Origin of the sequence: Pseudomonas sp. R38(2017), assembly GCF_002112395.1 — a bacterium.
Taxonomy (GTDB): domain Bacteria; phylum Pseudomonadota; class Gammaproteobacteria; order Pseudomonadales; family Pseudomonadaceae; genus Aquipseudomonas.
Map to the genome: position 1 here is coordinate 20726 of NZ_NEHN01000008.1, position 22803 is coordinate 43528.

Here is a 22803-nt window from a genome sequence, read left to right on the forward strand (position 1 = left end):
GTAGCATCGCTCTCATGACTGCCAACACCTCCCCCGCCTACATCGGCCGCTTTGCTCCGACACCCAGTGGCCACCTGCACTTTGGCTCGCTTGTAGCGGCGCTGGCTTCCTATCTGGACGCCCGCTCGGTGAACGGTCGCTGGCTGGTGCGCATGGAAGATCTCGATCCGCCCCGGGAAGAGCCGGGGGCGCAGGCAGCGATTCTCAAGGCCCTGGAAAGCTACGGCTTCGAATGGGACGGCGAAATGATCCGTCAGAGCGAACGGCATGAAGCCTACGCGCAAGTGCTCGACAGCCTGTTCAATCACGGCCTGGCGTATGCCTGCACCTGCTCGCGCAAACAACTGGAGCCCTATCACGGCATTTATCCAGGACTGTGTCGCAATGCCGGCCATGGTCAGGAAGACGCCGCAATCCGCCTGCGCGTGCCCGAGCTGGAATATCACTTCATCGACCGGGTGCAGGGCGAATACCGCCAGCACCTGGGCCGCGACGTGGGTGATTTCGTGATCCGCCGCCGCGACGGCCTCTACGCCTATCAACTGGCGGTGGTGCTGGACGATGCCTGGCAGGGCATCACCGACATCGTGCGCGGCGCCGACCTGCTCGACTCAACCCCGCGCCAGCTCTATCTGCAGGAACTGCTGGGCCTGCGCCAGCCGCGCTATCTGCACCTGCCCCTGATTACCCAGCCGGACGGCAACAAGCTCGGCAAGTCCTACCGCTCACCGCCGCTGGAGGCCGATCAGGCCACCCCGCTGCTGCTGCGGGCGCTGCGCGCACTGGGGCAAAACCCGGGCTCCGAACTGGCCCACGCCTCACCGCAGGAGCTGCTGAATTGGGGCAGCGCCCACTGGGACGCCTCGAAAATCCCGCGCACACTGACCCTGCCTGAAGCGCAACTGCTGTGACGACACTTGCAGTGGCGCGCCCATCCGTTACCATCGCCGCACGTTTTCGGGCACGCGCATAAAAAAGAGAGGCCGAGATGTACATCTATCGCTTGGTCCTGCTTCTGGTCGTGGGGATCTACCTGTTTTCTCCCGCCATCATGGATTGGTGGATCGACGCCACGGGCGCCTGGTATCGCCCTTATCTGCTCTGGCTGATCCTGATCGTCGTGACCTTCATCCTGCAGAGCCAAAAAGATGCCGATGAGCTTTAGCCTGACCCAGATGCTGCTGATCAGCGCTGCCTACCTGGCCGCGCTGTTCGGTGTGGCATGGATCAGTGAACGGGGCATGATCCCCCGGGCGATCATTCGCCATCCGCTGACTTACACCCTGTCGCTGGGGGTCTACGCCAGTGCGTGGGCGTTCTATGGCACGGTCGGTCTGGCCTATCAATATGGTTACGGCTTTCTGTCCAGCTATCTCGGGGTGTCCGGTGCGTTTCTGCTGGCGCCGGTGCTGCTGTATCCGATCCTGAAGATCACCCGCACCTATCAACTGTCATCGCTGGCGGACTTGTTCGCTTTCCGTTTCCGCAGCACCTGGGCCGGTGCGCTGACCACGATTTTCATGTTGATCGGCGTACTGCCGTTGCTGGCCCTGCAGATCCAGGCCGTGGCCGATTCCATCGGCATCCTCACCGGCGAACCGGTACAGAATCGCGTGGCCCTGGCGTTCTGCGCACTGATCATCCTGTTCACGATCTTCTTCGGCTCGCGCCATATCGCCACCCGTGAAAAGCACGAAGGGCTGGTGTTCGCGATCGCCTTCGAATCGGTGATCAAACTGGCCGCCCTCGGCGGCGTCGGCCTCTATGCCTTGTACGGCGTTTTCGATGGTCCACAACAGCTTGAACTGTGGCTGCTGCAGAACCAGACCGCCCTCGCCGCCCTGCATACCCCATTGCAGGAAGGCCCGTGGCGCACGTTGCTGCTGGTGTTTTTCGCCTCGGCGATCGTGATGCCGCACATGTATCACATGACGTTCACCGAAAACCTCAACCCGCGTTCGCTGGTGAGCGCGAGTTGGGGTCTGCCGTTGTTCCTGCTGTTGATGAGCCTGGCAGTACCGCTGATTCTCTGGGCCGGCCTGAAACTCGGCGCCACCACCAATCCGGAGTACTTCACCCTTGGCATCGGCATTGCCGCCAACAGCAAGTCGCTGGCGTTGCTGGCCTATGTCGGCGGTCTGTCGGCGGCCAGTGGCTTGATCATCGTCACCACGCTGGCGCTGTCGGGCATGGCCCTGAACCATCTGGTGCTGCCGCTCTATCAGCCACCGGCCGAGGGCAATATCTATCGCTGGTTGAAATGGACCCGCCGGGCGCTGATCGTCGCGATCATCATGGCCGGTTTCTGCTTCTATCTGATGCTGGGTGCCGAGCAGGATCTGGCCAACCTCGGCATCGTCGCCTTCGTCGCGACCCTGCAATTCCTGCCGGGCGTGCTGTCGGTGCTGTACTGGCCGACCGCCAATCGCCGCGGTTTCATCGCCGGTCTGCTGGCGGGGATTGTGGTGTGGGTCGTGACCATGCTGTTGCCACTGGTCGGCAATCTGCAGGGTTTCTATATTCCGCTGCTGAACATGATCTACGTCCTGGACGATACCAGTTGGCACATGGCGGCCATCGCCTCGCTGGCGGCCAACGTCCTGATGTTCACGCTGATTTCGCTGTTCACCAATGCCAGCCCCGAAGAGGCCAGCGCGGCCGAAGCCTGCGCTGTGGATAACGTGCGCCGTCCGCAACGCCGTGAATTGCACGCCGCCTCCCCGCAGGAATTCGCCACGCAACTCGCTAAACCGCTGGGCGCCAAGGCTGCGCAGAAAGAAGTCGAACAGGCCCTGCGCGACCTTTATCTGCCGTTCGACGAACGCCGCCCCTATGCCTTGCGCCGCCTACGTGACCGGATCGAAGCCAACCTGTCCGGCCTGATGGGCCCGAGCGTCGCCCAGGACATGGTGGAAACCTTCCTGCCCTACAAGGCCGGCGGTGAAAACTACGTCACAGAAGACATCCACTTCATTGAAAGTCGCCTTGAGGATTACCACTCGCGCCTCACCGGCCTGGCCGCCGAGCTCGACGCCCTGCGCCGCTACCACCGCCAGACCTTGCAGGAACTGCCGATGGGCGTCTGCTCGCTGGCCAAGGATCAGGAGATCCTGATGTGGAACAAGGCCATGGAAGAGCTGACCGGAATTGCCGCGCAACGGGTCGTCGGCTCGCGCTTGAGCACCATAGCCAATCCGTGGAAAGAATTGCTGCAAGGCTTCATAAACTTGCCCGACGAGCACTTGCACAAACAGCATCTGGCTCTCGACGGCCAGACCCGCTGGCTGAACCTGCACAAAGCGGCCATTGATGAACCATTGGCACCGGGCAACAGTGGCCTCGTATTGCTCGTGGAGGACCTGACCGAGACCCAGATGCTCGAAGACAAACTGGTGCACTCCGAGCGTCTGGCCAGCATTGGCCGTCTCGCAGCCGGCGTGGCCCATGAAATCGGCAACCCGATCACCGGCATCGCCTGTCTTGCGCAAAACCTGCGCGAAGAACGTGAAGACGACGGTGAACTGACGGAAATCAGCGGCCAGATCCTCGAGCAGACCAAACGCGTGTCGCGCATCGTCCAGTCGCTGATGAGCTTCGCCCATGCCGGCAGCCATCAGCACAGCGACGAACCCGTCTGTCTGGCGGAAGTGGCCCAGGATGCCATCGGCCTGCTCGCGCTGAACCGGCGCAACTTCGAAGTCCAGTTCTATAACCTGTGCGACCCCGACCACTGGGTCGAAGGCGACCCGCAGCGGCTCGCCCAAGTCTTGATCAACTTGCTCTCCAACGCCCGTGACGCCTCGCCTGCCGGCAGTGCGGTCCGGGTCAAGAGCGAAGCCGGCGAACACACGGTCGATCTGATCGTGGAGGACGAAGGCAGCGGTATTCCGAAGAACATCATGGACCGATTGTTCGAACCCTTCTTCACCACCAAGGATCCTGGCGAAGGTACCGGTCTGGGCCTTGCACTGGTCTATTCCATCGTTGAAGAGCATTATGGACAAATCACCATCGACAGCCCGGCTGATGTTCAGAGCCAGCGCGGCACCCGTATCCGGGTGACATTGCCGCGTCATGTCGAAGCGACGTCCGCTGTGAACTGAGACCGTCGAGAGTATCGAATCAATGCCGCACATTTTGATCGTCGAAGACGAAACCATTATCCGCTCCGCCTTGCGCCGCCTGCTGGAACGCAACCAGTACCAGGTCAGCGAAGCCGGTTCAGTGCAGGAAGCACAAGAACGCTTCAGTATTCCCACTTTCGATCTGATCGTCAGCGACCTGCGTCTGCCGGGTGCTCCGGGCACCGAGCTGATCAAGCTCGGCCAGGGCACGCCGGTGCTGATCATGACCAGCTACGCCAGCCTGCGCTCGGCGGTCGACTCAATGAAGATGGGCGCGGTGGACTACATCGCCAAGCCTTTCGACCATGACGAGATGCTTCAGGCCGTCGCGCGGATCCTGCGTGATCGTCAGTCGGCGCCAGTTGCCGGCGAAGTTGTTACCGGCAAAACGGCCAACGGTAACGGCAAATCCGCCGTCGACAACAGCAATGGCGAGATCGGCATCATCGGCTCCTGCCCTCCGATGCAGGACCTTTACGGCAAGATCCGCAAAGTCGCTCCAACCGATTCCAATGTCCTGATCCAGGGCGAATCCGGAACCGGTAAAGAACTGGTGGCCCGCGCCCTGCACAACCTTTCGAAACGCGCCAAGGCCCCGATGATCTCGGTGAACTGCGCTGCCATTCCGGAAAGCCTGATAGAGTCCGAACTGTTCGGTCACGAGAAAGGCGCATTCACCGGCGCCAGCGCCGGTCGCGCCGGCCTGGTGGAAGCAGCAGACGGCGGCACGCTGTTCCTCGACGAGATCGGCGAATTGCCACTGGAAGCACAGGCCCGCCTGCTGCGTGTATTGCAGGAAGGCGAAATTCGCCGGGTTGGCTCGGTGCAGTCGCAGAAGGTCGATGTCCGCCTGATCGCCGCGACCCACCGTGACCTCAAGAGCCTGGCGAAAATCGGCCAGTTCCGTGAGGACTTGTACTACCGCCTCCACGTGATCGCGTTGAAACTGCCGGCCCTGCGCGAGCGTGGTGCAGACGTCAACGAAATCGCCAATGCGTTCCTCGCTCGTCAGAGCGCACGCATCAATCGCACCGATCTGAAATTTGCCGCTGATGCCGAACAGGCAATCCGGCACTATTCCTGGCCGGGCAACGTGCGGGAGCTGGAAAACGCCGTCGAGCGCGCCGTCATCCTGAGCGAAAGCCCGGAAATTTCTGCCGACCTGCTGGGCATCGACATCGAGCTGGGGGATCTGGAGGACGACGAGTTCATCGGTCTGCCGACGCAACCGGCCGGTAACGCCAGCAACAGCAGCCACGAGCCGACCGAAGATCTGTCGCTGGAAGACTACTTCCAGCACTTCGTGCTCGAGCATCAGGACCACATGACCGAGACCGAACTGGCGCGCAAACTGGGCGTCAGCCGCAAATGTCTGTGGGAACGCCGTCAGCGTCTGGGCATTCCACGGCGCAAGACCGGGGTCACCAGCGAGAGCTGAACGTTACCTGTCAAGTGTGCGGGTTACCGTTGAAGATGTGAAAAAACTGTTACCTCAGTTTTTTCACGTAACAGAAGCCGGGGTTATCGGTAACGAAACCCCGGCTTTTTTTCGCCCTGCAAAAACGGTTATATCGATCTAACCCCTTGTTTTATTGGGGTTCGCAAAAGTTGGCACGGCACCTGCTATATGTTTGGTACAAGAACAATAACAAGCAATGCACAAGACAATAAAAATAAGACGAATCGACTCACGCACAATAAAAACAAGACGGCGAGAGGCGCAGCTAACTGATTCTTTTGGAGAGGCGTTGTATTTGGGGCTTGCCCCACGACCAGGCCGAGAACAACAAAAACTGTCTTAAGACAGAGCCTGTACTGGTTGGATCGAGAGATCACTGCAATTCAGCGACCAAAGCAATCCGTTTGCTCTTGGCTCCCGATTGGGAGGGTCATGAAGGAAAAGCTTCATGGCGAGGGCACTCAACAAAAACAAGAAGCCCGAATCAATAATAAAAAGAGCACGCAACTACTTCTTGGGGAGCTTCGGCTCCCCTTGTAGTTTCTCCCTTCCGGAAATCCTCCCTTCTGATGCATCTTCCCCCCTCTAGCCTGCGGCCCGCAGCGCAAATCGGCAGCGTCCTACACCATCCCTCGACTAAATGCTAGAATCCCCGCCCATCATGCGGTCATTCTCTGGTATGGCCGAACATTCCTTCAAACAGTGCATCCCATGCTGAAGAAGCTGTTCCAGTCATTCCGAACTCCCCTGCGTCGTACGCAACACATCCGTAGCACGCCTGAAGTCCTCAACAGCGGCCAACATTCGCTGCAAAAGGCGCAATTCAGCCGATACGCGGTCAACATCGTCGAACGTCTGCAGGGCGCCGGCTATCAGGCTTACCTGGTTGGCGGCTGCGTGCGAGACATGCTGCTGGGTATCACGCCCAAAGACTTCGACGTCGCCACCAGCGCCACCCCCGAGCAGGTTCGCGCCGAATTCCGCAATGCGCGGATCATCGGCCGCCGCTTCAAGCTGGTGCACATCCATTTCGGTCGCGAAATCATTGAAGTCGCGACCTTCCGCGCCAATCACCCGCAAAACGAAGACGACGAAGACAGCAATCAGTCTTCGCGCAACGAGAGCGGGCGCATTCTGCGCGATAACGTTTACGGCACCCTGGAAGAAGACGCGCAACGCCGCGACTTCACCATCAACGCCCTGTATTACGACCCGGTCAGCGAACGCATCCTCGATTACGCAAATGGCGTACACGACATCCGCAATCAACTGATCCGTCTGATCGGCGACCCGAAACAGCGTTATCAGGAAGACCCGGTACGAATGCTGCGGGCCGTGCGCTTCGCCGCCAAGCTCAACTTCGGCATCGAAAAGCACACCGTTCAGCCGATCCGCGACCTGGCCCCGATGCTGCGCGAGATTCCGTCGGCTCGCCTGTTCGAGGAGGTGCTCAAGCTGTTCCTCTCCGGCCATGGCGCCATCACCTTCGAGATGCTGGTCGACCTGCAACTGTTCGCGCCGTTGTTCCCGGCCAGCGCCGATGCGCTGGAATACAACCCGGAATACACCCACACGCTGATCAGCGAAGCGCTGACCAACACCGACCTGCGGATCAAGCAGAACAAACCGGTGACCCCGGCGTTCCTGTTTGCCGCGTTGCTGTGGCCAGCCCTGCCAGCCCGCGTATTGCGCCTGCAGGAACGTGGCATGCCGCCGATTCCGGCGATGCAGGAAGCCGCCCACGAGCTGATTGCCGAGCAGTGCCAGCGCATTGCGATTCCAAAACGTTTCACCATGCCGATCCGCGAGATCTGGGACATGCAGGAACGCCTGCCGCGCCGCAGCGGCAAACGCGCCGACCTGTTGCTGGACAATCCGCGTTTCCGCGCCGGCTACGACTTCCTGCTGCTGCGTGAAAGCGCCGGCGAGCAAACCGATGGCCTGGGCGAATGGTGGACCGATTACCAGGACGCCAACGACAGCGAACGTCGCGACATGATCCGCGACCTCAGCGGCAAGGATGACGGTGCCGGTGCGCCGCGCAAGCGTCGCCGCAGCAGCGGTTCCAAGCGCAAACGCGCCGGCGCACCGAGCGCTACGGGCGAATAAGGCATGGAACGCATCTACATCGGCATGGGCAGCAACCTGGCTGACCCGGCCGAACAACTGCGCAGCGCGGTCGATGCGCTGGGGCAATTGCCGGACAGCGCACTGGCCGGCGTATCTGCCTTCTACCAAAGCGACTCGCTGCTGCCGGGCCAACCGCGTTATACCAACGCGGTCGCCGCACTCGACAGCGCGCTCGCTCCGCTGGATCTGCTCGATGCCTTGCAGGCAATCGAAAACGGCCAGGGTCGCGAACGCCTGGAGCGCTGGGGCCCGCGTACGCTGGACCTGGACATCCTGCTGTTCGGTGACCGTCTGATCGATGAGCCGCGCCTCAAAGTCCCGCATTACCACATGCAGGAACGCGCGTTCGTCTTGTATCCCCTGGCCGAACTGGCCCCCGAAGATCTGCGCCTGGCCGATGGCCGCACTCTCGCCGATCTTCTCGCAGCCTGCCCGTTCGTCGGCCTCGAACGCCTCTCCCATGCCTGACATAAACCGCTGAAGCGGGAGCAAACCTGCTCCCGCATTTTGCGTTCTTGTAGGACAAAAAACCGCGGATCAGGCCCGCCGGCCCGCTGAATCGCATCAGTAACGCCGGTAACACTAGCGTCGTAACAATGCGGTAACACATGCAATTGACTTCCTGAGGCCTCATCACGACTATAGGCGTCCCGCTGCCGCCAACCCGGCATACAAGGGCGCAATCCAGGCCTTATAAGCACGACAAAAGAACGTGCGCCTGAATAGATGACGAATCACGCGCGTTACTCGCAGTAGTTTCCAAAGCGCCTGAACGAGGATTTCTTACATGCCAGCCATCACCCTGACCACGCTCCAGAGCCTCAAGCAGAAAGGTGAAAAGATCACCATGCTGACCTGCTATGACGCGACCTTCGCCCACGCCTGCAACGAGGCCGGTGTCGAAGTGCTGCTGGTGGGCGACTCCCTCGGCATGGTCCTGCAAGGTCACGACAGCACCCTGCCGGTGACCATTGCGGAAATGGCCTACCACACCGCCTGCGTCAAGCGCGGCAACACCGACGCCCTGATCCTGGCCGACCTGCCGTTCATGGCCAACGCCACCCTTGAACAAACCATGACCAACAGCGCCATGCTGATGCAGGCCGGCGCGCACATGGTCAAGGTCGAAGGCGCACTGTGGCTGGCGGAATCGATCCGCCTGCTGGCCGAACGCGGTGTACCGGTCTGCGCTCACATGGGCCTGACCCCGCAAGCCGTGAACATTCTCGGTGGCTATAAAGTGCAGGGTCGCAACGAAAACCAGGCACGCCAGATGCGCGCCGACGCGATCTCCCTGGAGCAGGCCGGCGCGGCCATGCTGCTGCTGGAATGCGTGCCGAGCGAACTGGCTGCCGAAATCACCCAGGCGGTGAAAATCCCGGTGATCGGCATCGGCGCCGGCACCGACACCGACGGTCAGGTCCTGGTGCTGCACGACATGCTCGGCCTGTCGATCAGCGGCCGCGTACCGAAATTCGTCAAGAACTTCATGCAGGGCCAGGACAGCATCCAGTCCGCACTGAAGGCTTATGTGAACGAAGTCAAAGCCGCCACTTTCCCTGGGATCGAACACGGATTCTCTGCATGAACACCGTCAAAACCGTACGTGAACTGCGCGCTGCCGTGGCGCGCGCGCGCAGTGAAGGCAAGCGCATCGGCTTCGTGCCGACCATGGGCAACCTGCACAGCGGCCACATCGCACTGATCACCAAGGCCAAACAGCGAGTGGACTTCGTGGTCGCGAGCATTTTCGTCAACCCGCTGCAGTTCGGCGCTGGCGAAGACCTCGACAAATACCCGCGCACCCTGGCGGCTGATCAGGAAAAACTGCTGGAAGCCGGCTGTTCCCTGCTGTTCGCGCCGACCGTCGAAGAGATGTACCCCGACGGCATGGCCGGGCAGACGCGGGTCAGCGTTCCGCACTTGTCCGAAGGCCTGTGCGGAGCCAGCCGTCCGGGGCATTTCGAAGGCGTGGCGACCGTGGTCAGCAAACTGTTCAACATGGTCCAGCCGGATCTGGCGATCTTCGGCCAGAAGGACTACCAGCAACTGGCGGTAATCCGTGCGCTGGTGCATGACCTGAACATGCCGATCCAGATCATCGGCGAGCCGACCGTGCGTGCCGCCGACGGCCTGGCACTGTCCTCGCGCAACGGTTTCCTCAGCGAGGAACAACGCGCCGTGGCGCCCGTGGTCTATCGCGCCTTGAGCAGCATTGCCGAGTCGATCAAGCAGGGTGAACGCGATTTTCCGGCCTTGATCCAGGCACAGCGGCAACAGCTGGAAGCCGCCGGCCTGCGTCCGGATTACCTGGAAATCCGCCACGCCCTGACCCTGCGTCCGGCGACCGCGGAAGATCGTGACCTGGTGATTCTGGTCGCCGCGTTCCTCGGCACCACGCGGTTGATCGACAACCTGCACCTGAACCTCGATACCCCCGCCTGAACCCCGCAACATCAGAATGAGGGAGCGAGCCTGCTCGCCCCCCACATTCGTGTTACATCCCCTTCCAGACCGTATTGCCGGGCACCTGACCATCGGGCAAACTGCCCGCCGATCCACTGCGCGCGAAAAGCAGGGACTTGCTCGTATTACCCGCCGTCTGTCGGCGTCTGCTGTTATCGATGTTAAAAAAGTACAGGTAACAGGTCAGAAGAAGCCAAGACAGATTGCAGCGCTAGGTTTACTGTATTCGCCCTGCGCCAGTGTAATCGTGTCGACGCAGTTGCCCCCTCGCCCAAACATGGCGGGGAGGTCTTTTCAGTGTTCAAAAGGCCGTTCAAGTAAAAAGGAAAACCGCAGCGATGGCGTACTACCGCACTCCTCATGACGTTACCGCTCTGCCTGCCTGGCAGGCGTTGAAAGACCACCGGCAAGCCATGCAGGATTTCAGCATGCGCGAAGCCTTCAACGCCGATCCGCAGCGCTTCAATCAGTTCTCCCTCAGCAGCTGCGGACTGTTTCTCGATTATTCGAAGAATCTGATCAACGCCGAGACCCGCAACCTGCTGGTGGGCCTGGCCAATGAAGTCGATCTCAAGGGCGCGATCAAGGCGCTGTTCGATGGCGAAATCGTCAACTCCTCCGAAGGCCGCCCGGCGCTGCACACTGCCCTGCGTCGCCCGGTCGGCGACAAGCTGTCGGTCAATGGCGTCAACGTGATGCCAGAAGTACACAAGGTGTTGAACCAGATCACCGATCTGGTCGGCAAGATCCATGACGGTCTGTGGCGCGGTTACACCGAGAAGCCGATCACTGACGTGGTCAACATCGGCATCGGTGGTTCGTTCCTCGGCCCGGAGCTGGTCTCCGAAGCCTTGCTGTCCTACGCCCAGAAAGGCGTACGCTGCCATTACCTGGCGAACATCGACGGCAGCGAATTCCACGAGCTGACACAAAAACTGCGCGCCGAGACCACGCTGTTCATTGTGTCCTCGAAGTCGTTCAACACCCTCGAAACCCTGAAGAACGCTCAGGCCGCACGTGCCTGGTACCTGGCTCAGGGCGGTTCGGAAGCCGAGCTGTACCGTCACTTCATCGCCGTTTCGAGCAACAACGCGGCAGCCGTGGCCTTCGGTATCCGCGAAGAAAACATCTTCCCGATGTGGGACTGGGTCGGCGGCCGCTACTCGCTGTGGTCAGCCATCGGTCTGCCGATTGCCCTGGCCATCGGCATGTCCAACTTCAAGGAACTGCTGTCCGGTGCCTACACCATGGACCAGCATTTCCAGAGCGCGCCGTTCGAACAGAACATGCCGGTACTGCTGGCCCTGCTCGGCGTGTGGTACGGCAACTTCTGGGGCGCGCAAAGCCACGCGATCCTGCCGTACGACCACTACCTGCGCAACATCACCAAGCACTTGCAACAGCTGGACATGGAATCCAACGGCAAGAGCGTGCGTCAGGACGGCACTCCGGTGTCGACCGATACCGGCCCGGTGATCTGGGGCGGCGTCGGCTGCAACGGCCAGCACGCTTACCACCAGTTGCTGCACCAGGGCACCCAACTGATCCCGGCCGACTTCATCGTGCCGATCGTCAGCTTCAACCCGGTGTCTGACCACCATCAGTGGTTGTACGCCAACTGCCTGTCCCAGAGCCAGGCGCTGATGCTCGGCAAGACCCTGAGCGAAGCCGAGACCGAACTGCGCGACAAGGGCATGAGCGAAGACCAGGTGCAGAAACTCGCACCGCACAAGGTGATCCCGGGCAACCGTCCGAGCAACACCATCGTGGTCGAACGTATCAGCCCGCGTCGTCTTGGCGCACTGGTGGCGATGTACGAACACAAAGTCTTCGTGCAAAGCGTGGTCTGGGGCATCAACGCCTTCGACCAGTGGGGCGTGGAACTTGGCAAGGAACTGGGCAAGGGCGTGTACAACCGCCTGGTCGGCAGCGAAGAAACCGCCGCTGAAGATGCTTCCACCCAAGGCCTGATCAACTACTTCCGCGGTCGTCACCGCGGCTGATCCTGCACTGAACACACCCCCTCGCCATGAGGGGGTGTTTGTTTACGGGTCTTGAACCCTCCCCGCTCTCGGCGCATCTTTATCCTTGTCGCATAACAAGAATAAGGAACCGTCATGTTCGATATCAGCACGTTCCCCAAAGCCGATGCCGTCCGCCGGGCTGCCCAGTTGAGTCAGGACGACTACCATCGCCTGTACCGCGAATCCATTGAACACCCCAGCACCTTCTGGGCGGAACAGGCCACGCGTTTCCTCGACTGGAGCACACCGTGGCAGACCGTCCAGCGCTATGACCTGAAAACCGGCGAGGCTTCCTGGTTTGCAGGGGCGAAACTGAACGTCAGCTACAACTGCATTGACCGTCACCTGGAAAAGCGCGGAGATCAGACCGCTATCCTCTGGGAAGGCGATGACCCTGCCGAATCGACGCAAATCACCTACAACAAACTCCATCACCACGTCTGCCGTCTGGCCAATGTGCTGAAAAGCCGTGGCGTGAAGAAAGGCGATCGGGTGTGTATCTACATGCCGATGATCCCCGAGGCGGCTTACGCCATGCTCGCCTGCGCAAGGATCGGCGCGATTCACTCGGTGGTGTTCGGCGGTTTCTCCCCGGACTCGCTGCGCGACCGCATTCTCGATGCCGACTGTCGCACCGTGATCACCGCCGACGAAGGCGTGCGCGGTGGCAAGTTCGTGCCGTTGAAACAAAACGTCGACAAGGCCCTGCAAAGCTGTCCCAAGGTCAGCACTGTCGTGGTCGTCGAACACACCCAGCACAAGGTCGACTGGACCGAAGGCCGCGACCTCTGGTATCACCAGGCCGTGCGCGATGTCAGCGACGATTGCCCGCCGGAACCGATGGACGCCGAAGACCCGCTGTTCATCCTCTACACCTCTGGCAGCACCGGCAAACCCAAGGGCGTGCTGCACAGCACCGGCGGTTACCTGCTGCAAGCGGCGATGACCTTCAAGTACGTGCTCGACTACCGCGAAGGCGAAGTGTTCTGGTGTACCGCCGACGTTGGCTGGGTCACCGGCCACAGTTACATCGTCTACGGCCCGCTGGCCAACGGTGCGACCACACTGATCTTCGAAGGCGTACCGAGTTACCCGAGCACTTCGCGGTTCTGGCAGGTGATCGACAAACATAAGGTCAACATCTTCTATACCGCCCCCACGGCCCTGCGCGCACTGATGCGCGAAGGTGCTGGCCCCTTGCAGGAAACGTCGCGACAGAGCCTCAGATTGCTCGGCAGCGTCGGTGAGCCGATCAACCCCGAAGCGTGGGAATGGTATTTCAACGTGGTCGGCGAACAACGCTGCCCGATAGTCGATACGTGGTGGCAGACCGAAACCGGCGGCATCATGCTCAGCCCGCTGGTCAGTGCCCAGCGGATCAAACCGGGCTGCGCCACCCAACCGATGTTTGGCGTGCAACCGGTGCTGCTCGATGAGCATGGCAAGGAAATCAAAGGCGCCGGCAGCGGCGTGCTGGCGATCAAGTCGAGCTGGCCGGCGCAGATCCGCAGCGTCTACGGCGATCCGCAGCGCATGGTCGACACCTACTTCAAACCCTACCCCGGCTACTACTTCACCGGCGACGGCGCCCGCCGCGACGAGGACGGCGATTATTGGATCACCGGGCGCATCGATGACGTGATCAATGTCTCCGGCCACCGCATCGGTACCGCCGAGGTCGAAAGCGCGCTGGTGTTGCACGACAGCATCGCCGAAGCCGCCGTGGTCGGTTACCCCCACGACGTCAAAGGCCAGGGCATCTATGCCTTCGTCACGCCCATGAACGGCGCCGAACCCAACGATGAGCTGAAGAAGGAATTGCTGGCCCACGTCAGCAAGGAGATCGGCAGCTTCGCCAAACCGGACCTGATCCAGTGGGCCCCGGCCCTGCCGAAAACCCGCTCGGGCAAGATCATGCGACGGATCCTGCGCAAGATCGCCTGCAACGAGCTCGACAGTCTTGGCGATACCTCGACCCTGGCCGACCCGAGCGTGGTGCAGGGGCTGATCGACAAGCGCCTTAACCAGTAGAATCAGGGGCGCGGTCAACCGGCCGCGCCGCCCTTCACCACTGAGTTGCCATGGAATTCATCCGCAGCCGTATCGAAAACCAACTCATGAGCCTGACCGGTCTGTCCCTCGGCCAGCTCGATCTGGAAAACCCCAAGGGCGATCCCGGCCTGTTCGGCCCGGACTCGATCAGTTGGCAAGTGCACGGCGACTTCAGCAGCATGTTGATCGGCGGCATCAGTGCCTTGTTGCTGCAAGCCCTGCACCCATTGGCACTGGCCGGCGTCTGGGACCACTCGAATTTTCGCCAGGACATGCTTGGCCGCTTGCGCCGTACCAGCCAGTTTGTCTCCGGCACTACGTTCGGCTCAAAGCGGGACGCCGAATGGCTGATCGAAAAGGTCCGCACCATTCACCTGCAAGTCGCCGGCACCGCGCCGGATGGCCGGCCCTATGCGGCCAGCGATCCGGATCTGCTGACCTGGGTACACGTGGCCGAAGTCAGCAATTTTCTCGCCGCCCATTTGCGTTACCGCAACCCGCAGTTGTCACCGCAGGATCAGGACCGTTACTACGCGGAAATCGCCGTGGTCGCCGAACGCCTGGGGGCTCGCGATGTGCCGAAGTCGCGCCAGGCCGTGGCCGAGTACCTGCAACGCATGCGCCCGCAACTGGTGTGCGACGATCGTAGCCGCGAAGTCCTGCGCCTGCTGCTCGATGCCCCGGCGCCCAGCGTGCTGGCACGGCCGTTTGGCGATCTGATGATGAAGGCCGGCATCGACCTGCTGCCGGACTGGGCCAGCGACATGCTGGATGCCCGTCAGAACCCGCTGCAACGCCATTTGATCCGCGCCAGCGTCAAACGCAGCGCGCCGATGCTGCGCTGGGCGATGCGCAATGGTTCGGTGCAACGGGCCCAACGGCGGATGGGGCTGAGATGAAGCTCAGTAGCTGCTAAACTCCCGCGCCCCGATTCCCTCCAGCAAGGCGCAAGCATGTCTTCCCTGAATCAGGCGCTGCGCGCCGCCCTCGATCAACGCCAGGATCTGCTCGCCGAGCTGCATCGCCAGGGCACCGACTGCTATCGCCTGTTCCACGGCAGCCAGGAAGGCGCCGGCGGCCTGACCGTCGACCGTTACGGGCCGCAGTTGATGGTGCAGAGCTTCCACCAGACGCTGGAACTCGCCGACCTGCTGCAACTGCACGCCACGGTGAACGAAACGCTGGGCTTGCAAACCCTGCTGGTCTACAACGACCGCTCCCGTGGCAACTCGCGCATCGATCGTGAAGACAGGGTGTACCGCGCCGACGACGCCGCGCTGGTTGATCTGGTCGGCCACGAATGGGGCCTGAACTACCGCGTGCGCGGACGCCATGCCGGCCAGGATCCGCTGCTGTTCCTCGACCTGCGCAACACTCGCGGCTGGGTCAAGGATCACGCCAAGGGCAAAAGCGTGCTCAACCTGTTCGCCTACACCTGCGGCGTCGGTCTCAGTGCGGCCGCCGGCGGTGCGCGTGAGGTGTGCAACCTGGACTTCGCCGAAGGCAACCTGGCAGTCGGCCGTGAGAACGGTTTGCTCAATCCGCAGCTGCCGACCATGGAGTTCATCCAGTCCGATTACTTCCCGGCGATCCGCCAGTTGGCCGGCCTGCCGATCAGTCAGCGTCGCGGGCAGAAACTGCCGAGCTATCAGCGCCTCGAACAGCGTCAGTACGACTTGGTATTGCTCGATCCACCTGCGTGGGCCAAAAGTGCGTTCGGCACCGTCGACCTGCTTCGCGATTATCAGAGCCTGCTCAAGCCAGCTCTCCTGACCACCGCCGAAAACGGCGTGCTGATCTGCTGCAACAACCTGGCAAAAGTCAGCATGGACGACTGGCGCGAACAGGTGCTGCGCTGCGCCGAGAAAGCCGGGCGCCCGGTGCGCGAATGGAGCGTGATGACCCCGGGCCGGGATTTCCCCTCACTGGACGGACAGCCGCCGCTCAAGACCCTGATTCTCCAGCTCTGAATTTCCCCCCGGCAGGAGCCGCCTTCGGCAGCTCCTACAGACATTGCAGACAAATCTGAACAATCCTGTCTCGTGCGATGTACTTCGGAACCGGAATCGCGTGCCATACTCCAAGGCACTCCGATTCAGACAGATGAAGCCGCACATGCCCAAAGGATTGATTCGCGCGATTGGCGCCCTGTTGACTGCTCTGGCCCTCTACAGCCTGCTGGGGTTTCTGATTTTGCCGGGCATCGCGCTGCGAGTGGCCAACCAGCAACTGGCCAACTACGCTACGGTGCCTGCGCACATTCAGCGTATCGAACTCAATCCGTTCAGCCTCGAAGTCACTCTTTGGGGCCTGGTCATCGGCGAGCCGGGCAAGGAACAGGTCGGTTTCGAACGCCTGTACGCCAACCTGCAACTCGACAGCCTGTGGACAAAAGCCCTGCACCTGTCCGACATCGAACTGGACAAACCGAAGACCGAAATCCTGTTCGCCAAGGACGGCAAACTCAATCTGCTCGGTCTGTTCAAACTGCCGGCCAGCGAACCGACGCCGGCCGATCCGAATGCCAAGCCGTTTCCGCTGCGTATCGACCGGATCAAACTGGCCGGCGGCAACGTACATTTCGAGGATGCACGCCCGAGCGAGCCGATCGAGTTTCTCTACGACAAACTCGATTTCGAATTGAACAACCTCAGCACCCTGCCTGAAGACAACGCCGACATGACTCTGGTCGCCATCGGCCCGGCTGGCGGGCAGATCGACTGGAAAGGCAATTTCAGCCTGATCCCGATTGCCTCCGAAGGCACGCTCAAGGTCACCGATGGCCAGATGAAAGCGTTCTGGCCCTACGTGCGCGACGCAGTGCCGCTGGTGCTGGAAAATGGCGTGGTCAGCCTCAGCACCGATTACAAACTCAACCTGTCCAAGGAAACCGAACTGCTGTTGAGCAACGTGGCGGTCAGCGTTGCGCCGTTTGCGATCAAGGCACCGGACGGACGTCCGCTGGCAAAACTCGACCGCCTGGACGTCAGCGAAACCACCGTGGACCTGGCCAAGCAGCAAGTGGTGGTCGGCAAGATCCGCAGCCAGAAACTCGAAACCTGGGCTGCCCTTGAGGCGGACGGGCAACTGGACTGGCAGAAACTGTTCGCCAGTCAGCCGTCCAAACCTGCCGCCAAAGCAGCAGCTGAACCGAAAAGCACTCCGGCCGCCGCCGACTCGCCGAAGACGGAACCGACCGCACCGGGCAAGCCATGGCAAGTGCTGCTCAAGGACGTGCAACTGCGTGACTACAAAGTGCACCTGGCGGACCGCTCGGCGAAGCCCGAGGTCACACTGGATGTCACGCCGCTGAACGTCGATCTGCAGAATTTCGACAGCCTCAACGGCTCCCCCTTCAACGTCAAACTCGACGCAGGCCTGGGCAAGCAAGGCAAGATCAACGCCGATGGCGTGGTCAACCTGGCGCCGGTCACCGCCCAGCTCAACGTGAAAACCCAGGACATCGACCTGCGCGTCGCCCAGTCCTACATCAACCCGTTCATTCGTCTGGAACTGCGCAGCGGCATGCTCGGCAGCGACCTGAAAGTAAACCTGAAAAGCACCGAGCCGCTGGCACTCAGCGTCACTGGTCGCGCTCAGGTCGATCAGTTGCACACCCTCGACACCCTGAAGACCCGGGACTTCCTCAAGTGGCAGCAAGTGGTGGTCGAAGGCCTGAATTATCAGCACGGTGACAGCCTGTCGATCGACAGGATCAACCTGTTCCAGCCGTATGCGCGCTTCATGATCAACGATGACCGCACCACCAACATCGATGATTTGCTGATCCCGCAGCCTGCCGATTCCGGAACGAAAACCGCAGCGGCAAAACCCGCCGGCAACTCGAAACCGCTGAGCATTCACATCGGCGGTATCGTGATCAATGACGGTTCGGCCAACTTCGCCGACTTCAGCCTGACCCCGAACTTCGCCACCGCGATCCAGCAGCTCAACGGCCAGATCGGCACCATCGACAGTCGGCAGGCGAAACCTGCCAGCGTCGATGTCAAGGGCAAGGTTGACCGTTATGCGCCGGTGACCATCAAAGGCGCGGTCAACCCGTTCGACCCGATGGCCAGCCTCGACATCGCCACCAGTTTCAAACGGGTCGAACTGACCACCCTGACCCCCTACTCCGGCAAGTTTGCCGGTTACCGGATCCGCAAGGGCCGGCTCAATCTCGACCTGCACTACCTCATCACCAAGGGCCAGCTCAAGGCCGAGAACAAAGTGGTGGTCGAGCAACTGCAACTGGGTGAGAAAGTCGACAGCCCGGATGCCGTAAGCCTGCCGCTGAAACTGGCGATTGCGCTGCTCAAGGACGTGGACGGCAAGATTTCCATCGAGCTGCCGGTCACCGGCGACCTGAACAACCCGCAATTCAGCGTGATGCCGATTGTCTGGCAGACCCTGCGCAACCTGATCGTCAAAGCCGCCGCCGCACCGTTCAAGCTGATTGGCGGTCTGGTCAGCGGTGGCGGATCGGAAGATCTGGGCACCGTGTCCTTCGCGCCGGGCTCCAGCGAACTGAACAAGGACGCCGAAGCGGCGCTGGTCAAATTGTCCCAGGCCTTGAAGGAGCGTCCGTCCCTGCGTCTGGAAATCGAAGGCACCGCCGCACAAAGCAGCGACGGCCCGCTGCTTGCCGAGCAGCGTCTGGAACGCGAATACCAGTACAACTACTACAAGATGCTCCAGCGCCGTGGCGATAAAGTGCCGGCTCAGGCTTCGCTGATTCAGGTGCCGGATAACGAAAAAGGCCCTCTGCTCGAAGGCATCTACCGTACCCGTCTGAAAACCCAGCCACCGGCTGAATGGAAAGACCTGGGCAAGGAAGAACGCACGGCGAAAATGCGCGCCGAGGTGATCAAGTTCTGGAGTACCAGCGATGTGCTGCTACGCCAGCTCGGTCAGGACCGTGCCAGCAGCATCAAGGATTACCTGGTGGACAAGGGCCAGTTGGCCGACGACCGTGTGTACTTCATCGACGCCAATCTTGGCGAAGCCGAAAGCGACGGTCGCGTGGTGACACAAATGCATCTGGACGCCGAGTGATGAACAGTCAATGGCTGGCCGCAATGGCGCTGGCGCTCGTCGCCAGCCACGCTTCGGCATCCGATACCTTGCGCTGTGGCAGCCAGTTGGTCAGCCTCGGTGACCGCGCCAGCGAGGTGCTGCAGAAATGCGGTGAACCGGTCAGCCGCGACGTACTGGGCTACAAACGCAGCGCCAATCGACGTGAAGAGTTTCAAGTCGAGGAATGGACCTACGGCCCGAGCAACGGCATGTATCAATACTTGCGCTTCGAAGGCAATCGGCTGCGGCAGATCAACAGCAAGCGCGGCGACTGACTTCTCTGCACTTTTCCAGCCCTTGAAATAGAACAGGCCCCGACATGAATGCCGGGGCCTGTAATGGCCACAATCCTTGTGGCCGTTCGCATGAACTCTAAAGTGCGGCAGACGTATTGCTCGGCCCGCCTGTCGCGTCTTCTCCCGGTCCAGGCGAGAAGTCTTGCCTTACTCGGCTTTCAGGCCGTCAGCGGAAACCGCTTTGACGCCTTTGATTTTCTTGGTGATGTCTATGGCCATTTTTTTCTGTGCTTCTGTCACTGCAACGGTGGAGGACAGAGACACTACGCCTTTGTTGGTTTCTACTTTGATGTCAGTGCCAGGAATGCCTTTTTCGGTCACCAGGTCGCTTTTGACTTTGGTGGTGATCCAGGTGTCGGAAGTGGCTTCTTTCGCCTTGGTCATTTCACCGGCAGCCAGAGTCATTGGAGCCTGGGTCGCCTGGGTGGATTGTGCGAATGCGCCGGTGGCCATGGTCAGGGTCAGCGCGGTAGCAGCAGCGGCAGTGATAGCGAACTTCTTCATACGAGTAACTCCTGTTTTTCTGGAAAGTCTGCTGCGTGTCTTGTCAGCAGGGTTACCGAAGATATTGCGAACGTTGTGCCAACTTTTAAAAATACAATAAATCTTTATAAATCAATAACTTAATAAAACTAAAAATTTTCGAAATCATGCAAATTGCATGACCCTCGAATTATCTACATGCAAGTTGCGGCTTTTGGGAAAGTTCCTAACACGCTGAAAAGATTGAAGCTTTTTGTGAAGCACCGCGCATAAGAAAATGCCCCGCAAAGCGGGGCATTTGATGGCCAGGGGTCAAGTAATCAAGTACCGCTGCCAGGGCAACCTTTAGGGGCGTAGTCAGGGTTGACTGTCGAAGCGCAGCTCCAGACACCCGCGGTGTTACCCGTCGCACCGCCGGAACGGGTCAGCGTGATGGTCTTGCCCAGTACCGGAGCCGGTGCGTTGGCCAGAGTGCAGACGATGGTGCCAGCTCCAGAGGACGCAGTACCCGAGGCAGTGACTGTGCCGCAGTTGGTTGTCGAATAGGATGCGTTACCGGTCACCAGCGTCAGCGTCGGGTCGGTACCTTGATTGATGGTGTCCTCGAACGGCACTTTGAGGGCGCTGATTTCCGCCAGTCCTGCCGTCACTTTCGACCGTGCCTGGTACTTGGTGTATTGCGGCAAGGCGATGGTGGCCAGGATGCCGATGATCGCCACGACAATCAGCAGCTCGATCAGAGTGAAACCTTGTTGTTTTTTCATAGACACGCTCCATGCATGAGTCGGAATCTCATGATCTGCACAGGACTCAGCACAGCCCGTGCCAAGGCGCCCGCACCCGCGCAGGCTGGGCGCGATCACGCTATCGCGGTGTTTCCTACAACCTGTAACCGCACTATCTGACACTTTTTGTCACCTGCACCGAGGCGGTTTGGCGCTGTCACTTGACTAGGCTATAAGTCATGAACTGTCTGCATCCGGGATTCCCATGAATGACATCGCTCTGAGCGGTCTGGCCAAGCAATTGGTACAGGCCGAACTGCTCACGGAAAAAAGCGCCCAACAAGCCTGGCAGCAAGCCCAGCGCAATCGCCTGTCGCTGGTCAGCTATCTGGTACAGAACAAACTGGTGAAGAGTTCGCAGGTTGCCGAAATCGCCTCGGAGCACTTCGGCATGGCGTTCCTCGACCTCAATTGTCTGGACAAGGAAACCCAGCCCAAGGGCCTGGTCAGCGAAAAACTGGTCCGCCAGCACCATGCCCTGCCCCTGTGGCGGCGCGGCAACAAACTGTTCGTGGGGATTTCCGACCCGAGCAATCATCAGGCAATCAACGACATTCAGTTCAGCACCGGGCTGACCACCGAAGCCATTCTGGTGGAGGACGACAAGCTCACCGATGCCATCGAGAAATTCTTCGACACCCACGCCTCCGGCCTGGAAGACATGGCCGATGTCGACCTCGACGGACTGGACGTCGAATCCGTCGACGACAGCAAGCAGGACGCCATCGGCGTGCTGGATGCCGACGACGCGCCGGTGGTGCGCTTCGTCCACAAGATGCTGCTGGACGCAATCAAGAGCGGCTCTTCCGACCTGCACTTCGAGCCTTACGAGAAAAACTACCGGGTGCGGGTACGTACCGACGGCATCCTGCGTGAGGTGGCCAAACCGCCGATTCAACTGGCCGGACGCATCGCCGCACGCCTGAAGGTCATGGCCAGCCTCGACATTTCGGAACGGCGCAAGCCTCAGGACGGACGCCTGAAGATGCGCCTGTCGAAAACCAAGTCGATCGACTTCCGGGTCAACACCCTGCCGACCCTGTGGGGCGAGAAAGTGGTAATTCGGATCCTCGACCCTTCCAGCGCGCAGATCGGCATCGACGCCCTCGGCTACGAGCCGGAGCAGAAAGAGCTGTACCTGGCCGCCCTGAAGCAGCCGCAAGGCATGATTCTGGTCACCGGCCCCACCGGTTCCGGCAAGACCGTGTCGCTGTACACCGGGCTGAACATCCTCAATACCGTCGACATCAATATCTCCACCGCCGAAGACCCGGTGGAAATCAACATGGAAGGTATCAACCAGGTCAACGTCAATCCGAAGCAGGGGCTGGATTTCGCCCAGGCCCTGCGCTCGTTCCTGCGTCAGGACCCAGACGTGATCATGGTTGGCGAGATCCGCGATCTGGAGACGGCGGAAATCGCCATCAAGGCGGCGCAGACCGGTCACCTTGTACTGTCCACGCTGCATACCAACAGCGCAGCGGAAACGCTGACCCGCTTGCACAACATGGGCATTCCCGGCTTCAACATTGCCACGTCGGTCAGCCTGATCATCGCCCAGCGTCTGGCGCGCAAACTCTGCGGCCACTGCAAGAAAGCCATCGAGATTCCCCGCGAAACCCTGCTCAAGGAAGGCTTCCCCGAGGAACGCATCGGCAGTTTCACGATCTATGAGCCCGTCGGTTGCGATCAATGCAACGGCGGCTACAAGGGCCGCACCGGTATCTATGAAGTGGTCAGGAACACTCCCGAACTGCAGCGGCTGATCATGGCCGAGGGCAACTCACTGGAAATCGACAGCCAGATGCGCCTGGACGGCTTCAACGATCTGCGCACTTCGGGCTTGATCAAGGCCATGCAAGGCATCACCAGCCTTGAAGAAATCAACCGGGTCACCAAGGACTGAAC

The 22803-nt window shown here is 60.6% G+C and carries 17 protein-coding genes; 15 read left to right on the plus strand and 2 right to left on the minus strand.

Annotated elements, in window-relative coordinates; genetic code table 11:
- The first annotated feature begins 14 nt into the window (after positions 1 to 14).
- The 14 genes from gluQRS (at position 15) to CAF87_RS20495 (ending at position 19606) form a co-directional block, all read left to right on the plus strand.
- Complete coding sequence (gene gluQRS, locus CAF87_RS20435; protein ID WP_085732816.1) at positions 15 to 911, plus strand: tRNA glutamyl-Q(34) synthetase GluQRS; 897 nt, start codon at positions 15 to 17, stop codon at positions 909 to 911.
- A gap of 77 nt (positions 912 to 988) precedes the next feature.
- Positions 989 to 1165, plus strand: coding sequence for a hypothetical protein (locus tag CAF87_RS29060; protein ID WP_003176118.1), 177 nt, complete (start codon positions 989 to 991; stop codon positions 1163 to 1165).
- Complete coding sequence (locus CAF87_RS20440; RefSeq protein ID WP_170929636.1) at positions 1149 to 4103, plus strand: sensor histidine kinase; 2955 nt, start codon at positions 1149 to 1151, stop codon at positions 4101 to 4103. Before CAF87_RS29060 ends, CAF87_RS20440 begins: the two co-directional genes overlap by 17 nt.
- A 22-nt stretch (positions 4104 to 4125) precedes the next feature.
- Complete coding sequence (locus CAF87_RS20445) at positions 4126 to 5562, plus strand: sigma-54 dependent transcriptional regulator (RefSeq protein ID WP_085732818.1); 1437 nt, start codon at positions 4126 to 4128, stop codon at positions 5560 to 5562.
- 732 nt (positions 5563 to 6294) lie between these two features.
- Positions 6295 to 7692, plus strand: a complete 1398-nt coding sequence (locus tag CAF87_RS20450; RefSeq protein ID WP_085732819.1) for a polynucleotide adenylyltransferase PcnB — start codon at positions 6295 to 6297, stop codon at positions 7690 to 7692.
- 3 nt (positions 7693 to 7695) lie between these two features.
- A complete protein-coding gene (gene folK / locus CAF87_RS20455; protein ID WP_085732820.1) occupies positions 7696 to 8181 on the plus strand; it encodes a 2-amino-4-hydroxy-6-hydroxymethyldihydropteridine diphosphokinase in 486 nt (161 codons plus the stop codon).
- A 319-nt stretch (positions 8182 to 8500) separates the two neighbouring features.
- The gene (gene panB / locus CAF87_RS20460) at positions 8501 to 9301 is read left to right on the plus strand and encodes a 3-methyl-2-oxobutanoate hydroxymethyltransferase (RefSeq protein ID WP_085712154.1); all 801 of its coding nucleotides are present in this window, start codon (positions 8501 to 8503) and stop codon (positions 9299 to 9301) included.
- A complete protein-coding gene (gene panC / locus CAF87_RS20465; protein ID WP_085732821.1) occupies positions 9298 to 10158 on the plus strand; it encodes a pantoate--beta-alanine ligase in 861 nt (286 codons plus the stop codon). The genes panB and panC overlap by 4 nt, the downstream gene beginning before the upstream one ends.
- Before the next feature lie 359 nt (positions 10159 to 10517).
- A complete protein-coding gene (gene pgi, locus CAF87_RS20470) occupies positions 10518 to 12182 on the plus strand; it encodes a glucose-6-phosphate isomerase (RefSeq protein WP_085732822.1) in 1665 nt (554 codons plus the stop codon).
- A 114-nt stretch (positions 12183 to 12296) separates the two neighbouring features.
- Positions 12297 to 14234, plus strand: coding sequence for an acetate--CoA ligase (gene acs / locus CAF87_RS20475; protein ID WP_085732823.1), 1938 nt, complete (start codon positions 12297 to 12299; stop codon positions 14232 to 14234).
- Between the two features lie 50 nt (positions 14235 to 14284).
- Entirely contained in the window at positions 14285 to 15154 is an 870-nt protein-coding gene (locus CAF87_RS20480; RefSeq protein ID WP_085732824.1) for an oxygenase MpaB family protein, read from the plus strand.
- 54 nt (positions 15155 to 15208) lie between these two features.
- The gene (locus tag CAF87_RS20485) at positions 15209 to 16225 is read left to right on the plus strand and encodes a class I SAM-dependent rRNA methyltransferase (RefSeq protein ID WP_085732825.1); all 1017 of its coding nucleotides are present in this window, start codon (positions 15209 to 15211) and stop codon (positions 16223 to 16225) included.
- 133 nt (positions 16226 to 16358) lie between these two features.
- Positions 16359 to 19310, plus strand: coding sequence for a DUF748 domain-containing protein (locus tag CAF87_RS20490; RefSeq protein WP_085732826.1), 2952 nt, complete (start codon positions 16359 to 16361; stop codon positions 19308 to 19310).
- Positions 19310 to 19606, plus strand: coding sequence for a DUF2845 domain-containing protein (locus tag CAF87_RS20495; RefSeq protein ID WP_085732827.1), 297 nt, complete (start codon positions 19310 to 19312; stop codon positions 19604 to 19606). Before CAF87_RS20490 ends, CAF87_RS20495 begins: the two co-directional genes overlap by 1 nt.
- 168 nt (positions 19607 to 19774) lie before the next feature.
- Here the strand turns inward: CAF87_RS20495 and CAF87_RS20500 are convergent, their stop codons facing one another.
- Positions 19775 to 20131 carry a BON domain-containing protein gene (locus CAF87_RS20500; protein ID WP_085732828.1) on the minus strand — a complete coding sequence of 119 codons (357 nt, stop codon included), beginning with the start codon at positions 20129 to 20131 and terminating at the stop codon, positions 19775 to 19777.
- A gap of 299 nt (positions 20132 to 20430) precedes the next feature.
- Entirely contained in the window at positions 20431 to 20874 is a 444-nt protein-coding gene (locus CAF87_RS20505) for a pilin (RefSeq protein WP_085732829.1), read from the minus strand.
- Between the two features lie 226 nt (positions 20875 to 21100).
- On the opposite strand from CAF87_RS20505, the gene pilB reads away from it, so the two are divergent.
- On the plus strand, positions 21101 to 22801 hold the full coding sequence (gene pilB / locus CAF87_RS20510; RefSeq protein WP_085732830.1) for a type IV-A pilus assembly ATPase PilB: 1701 nt from the start codon (positions 21101 to 21103) through the stop codon (positions 22799 to 22801).
- Positions 22802 to 22803: the final 2 nt, after the last annotated feature.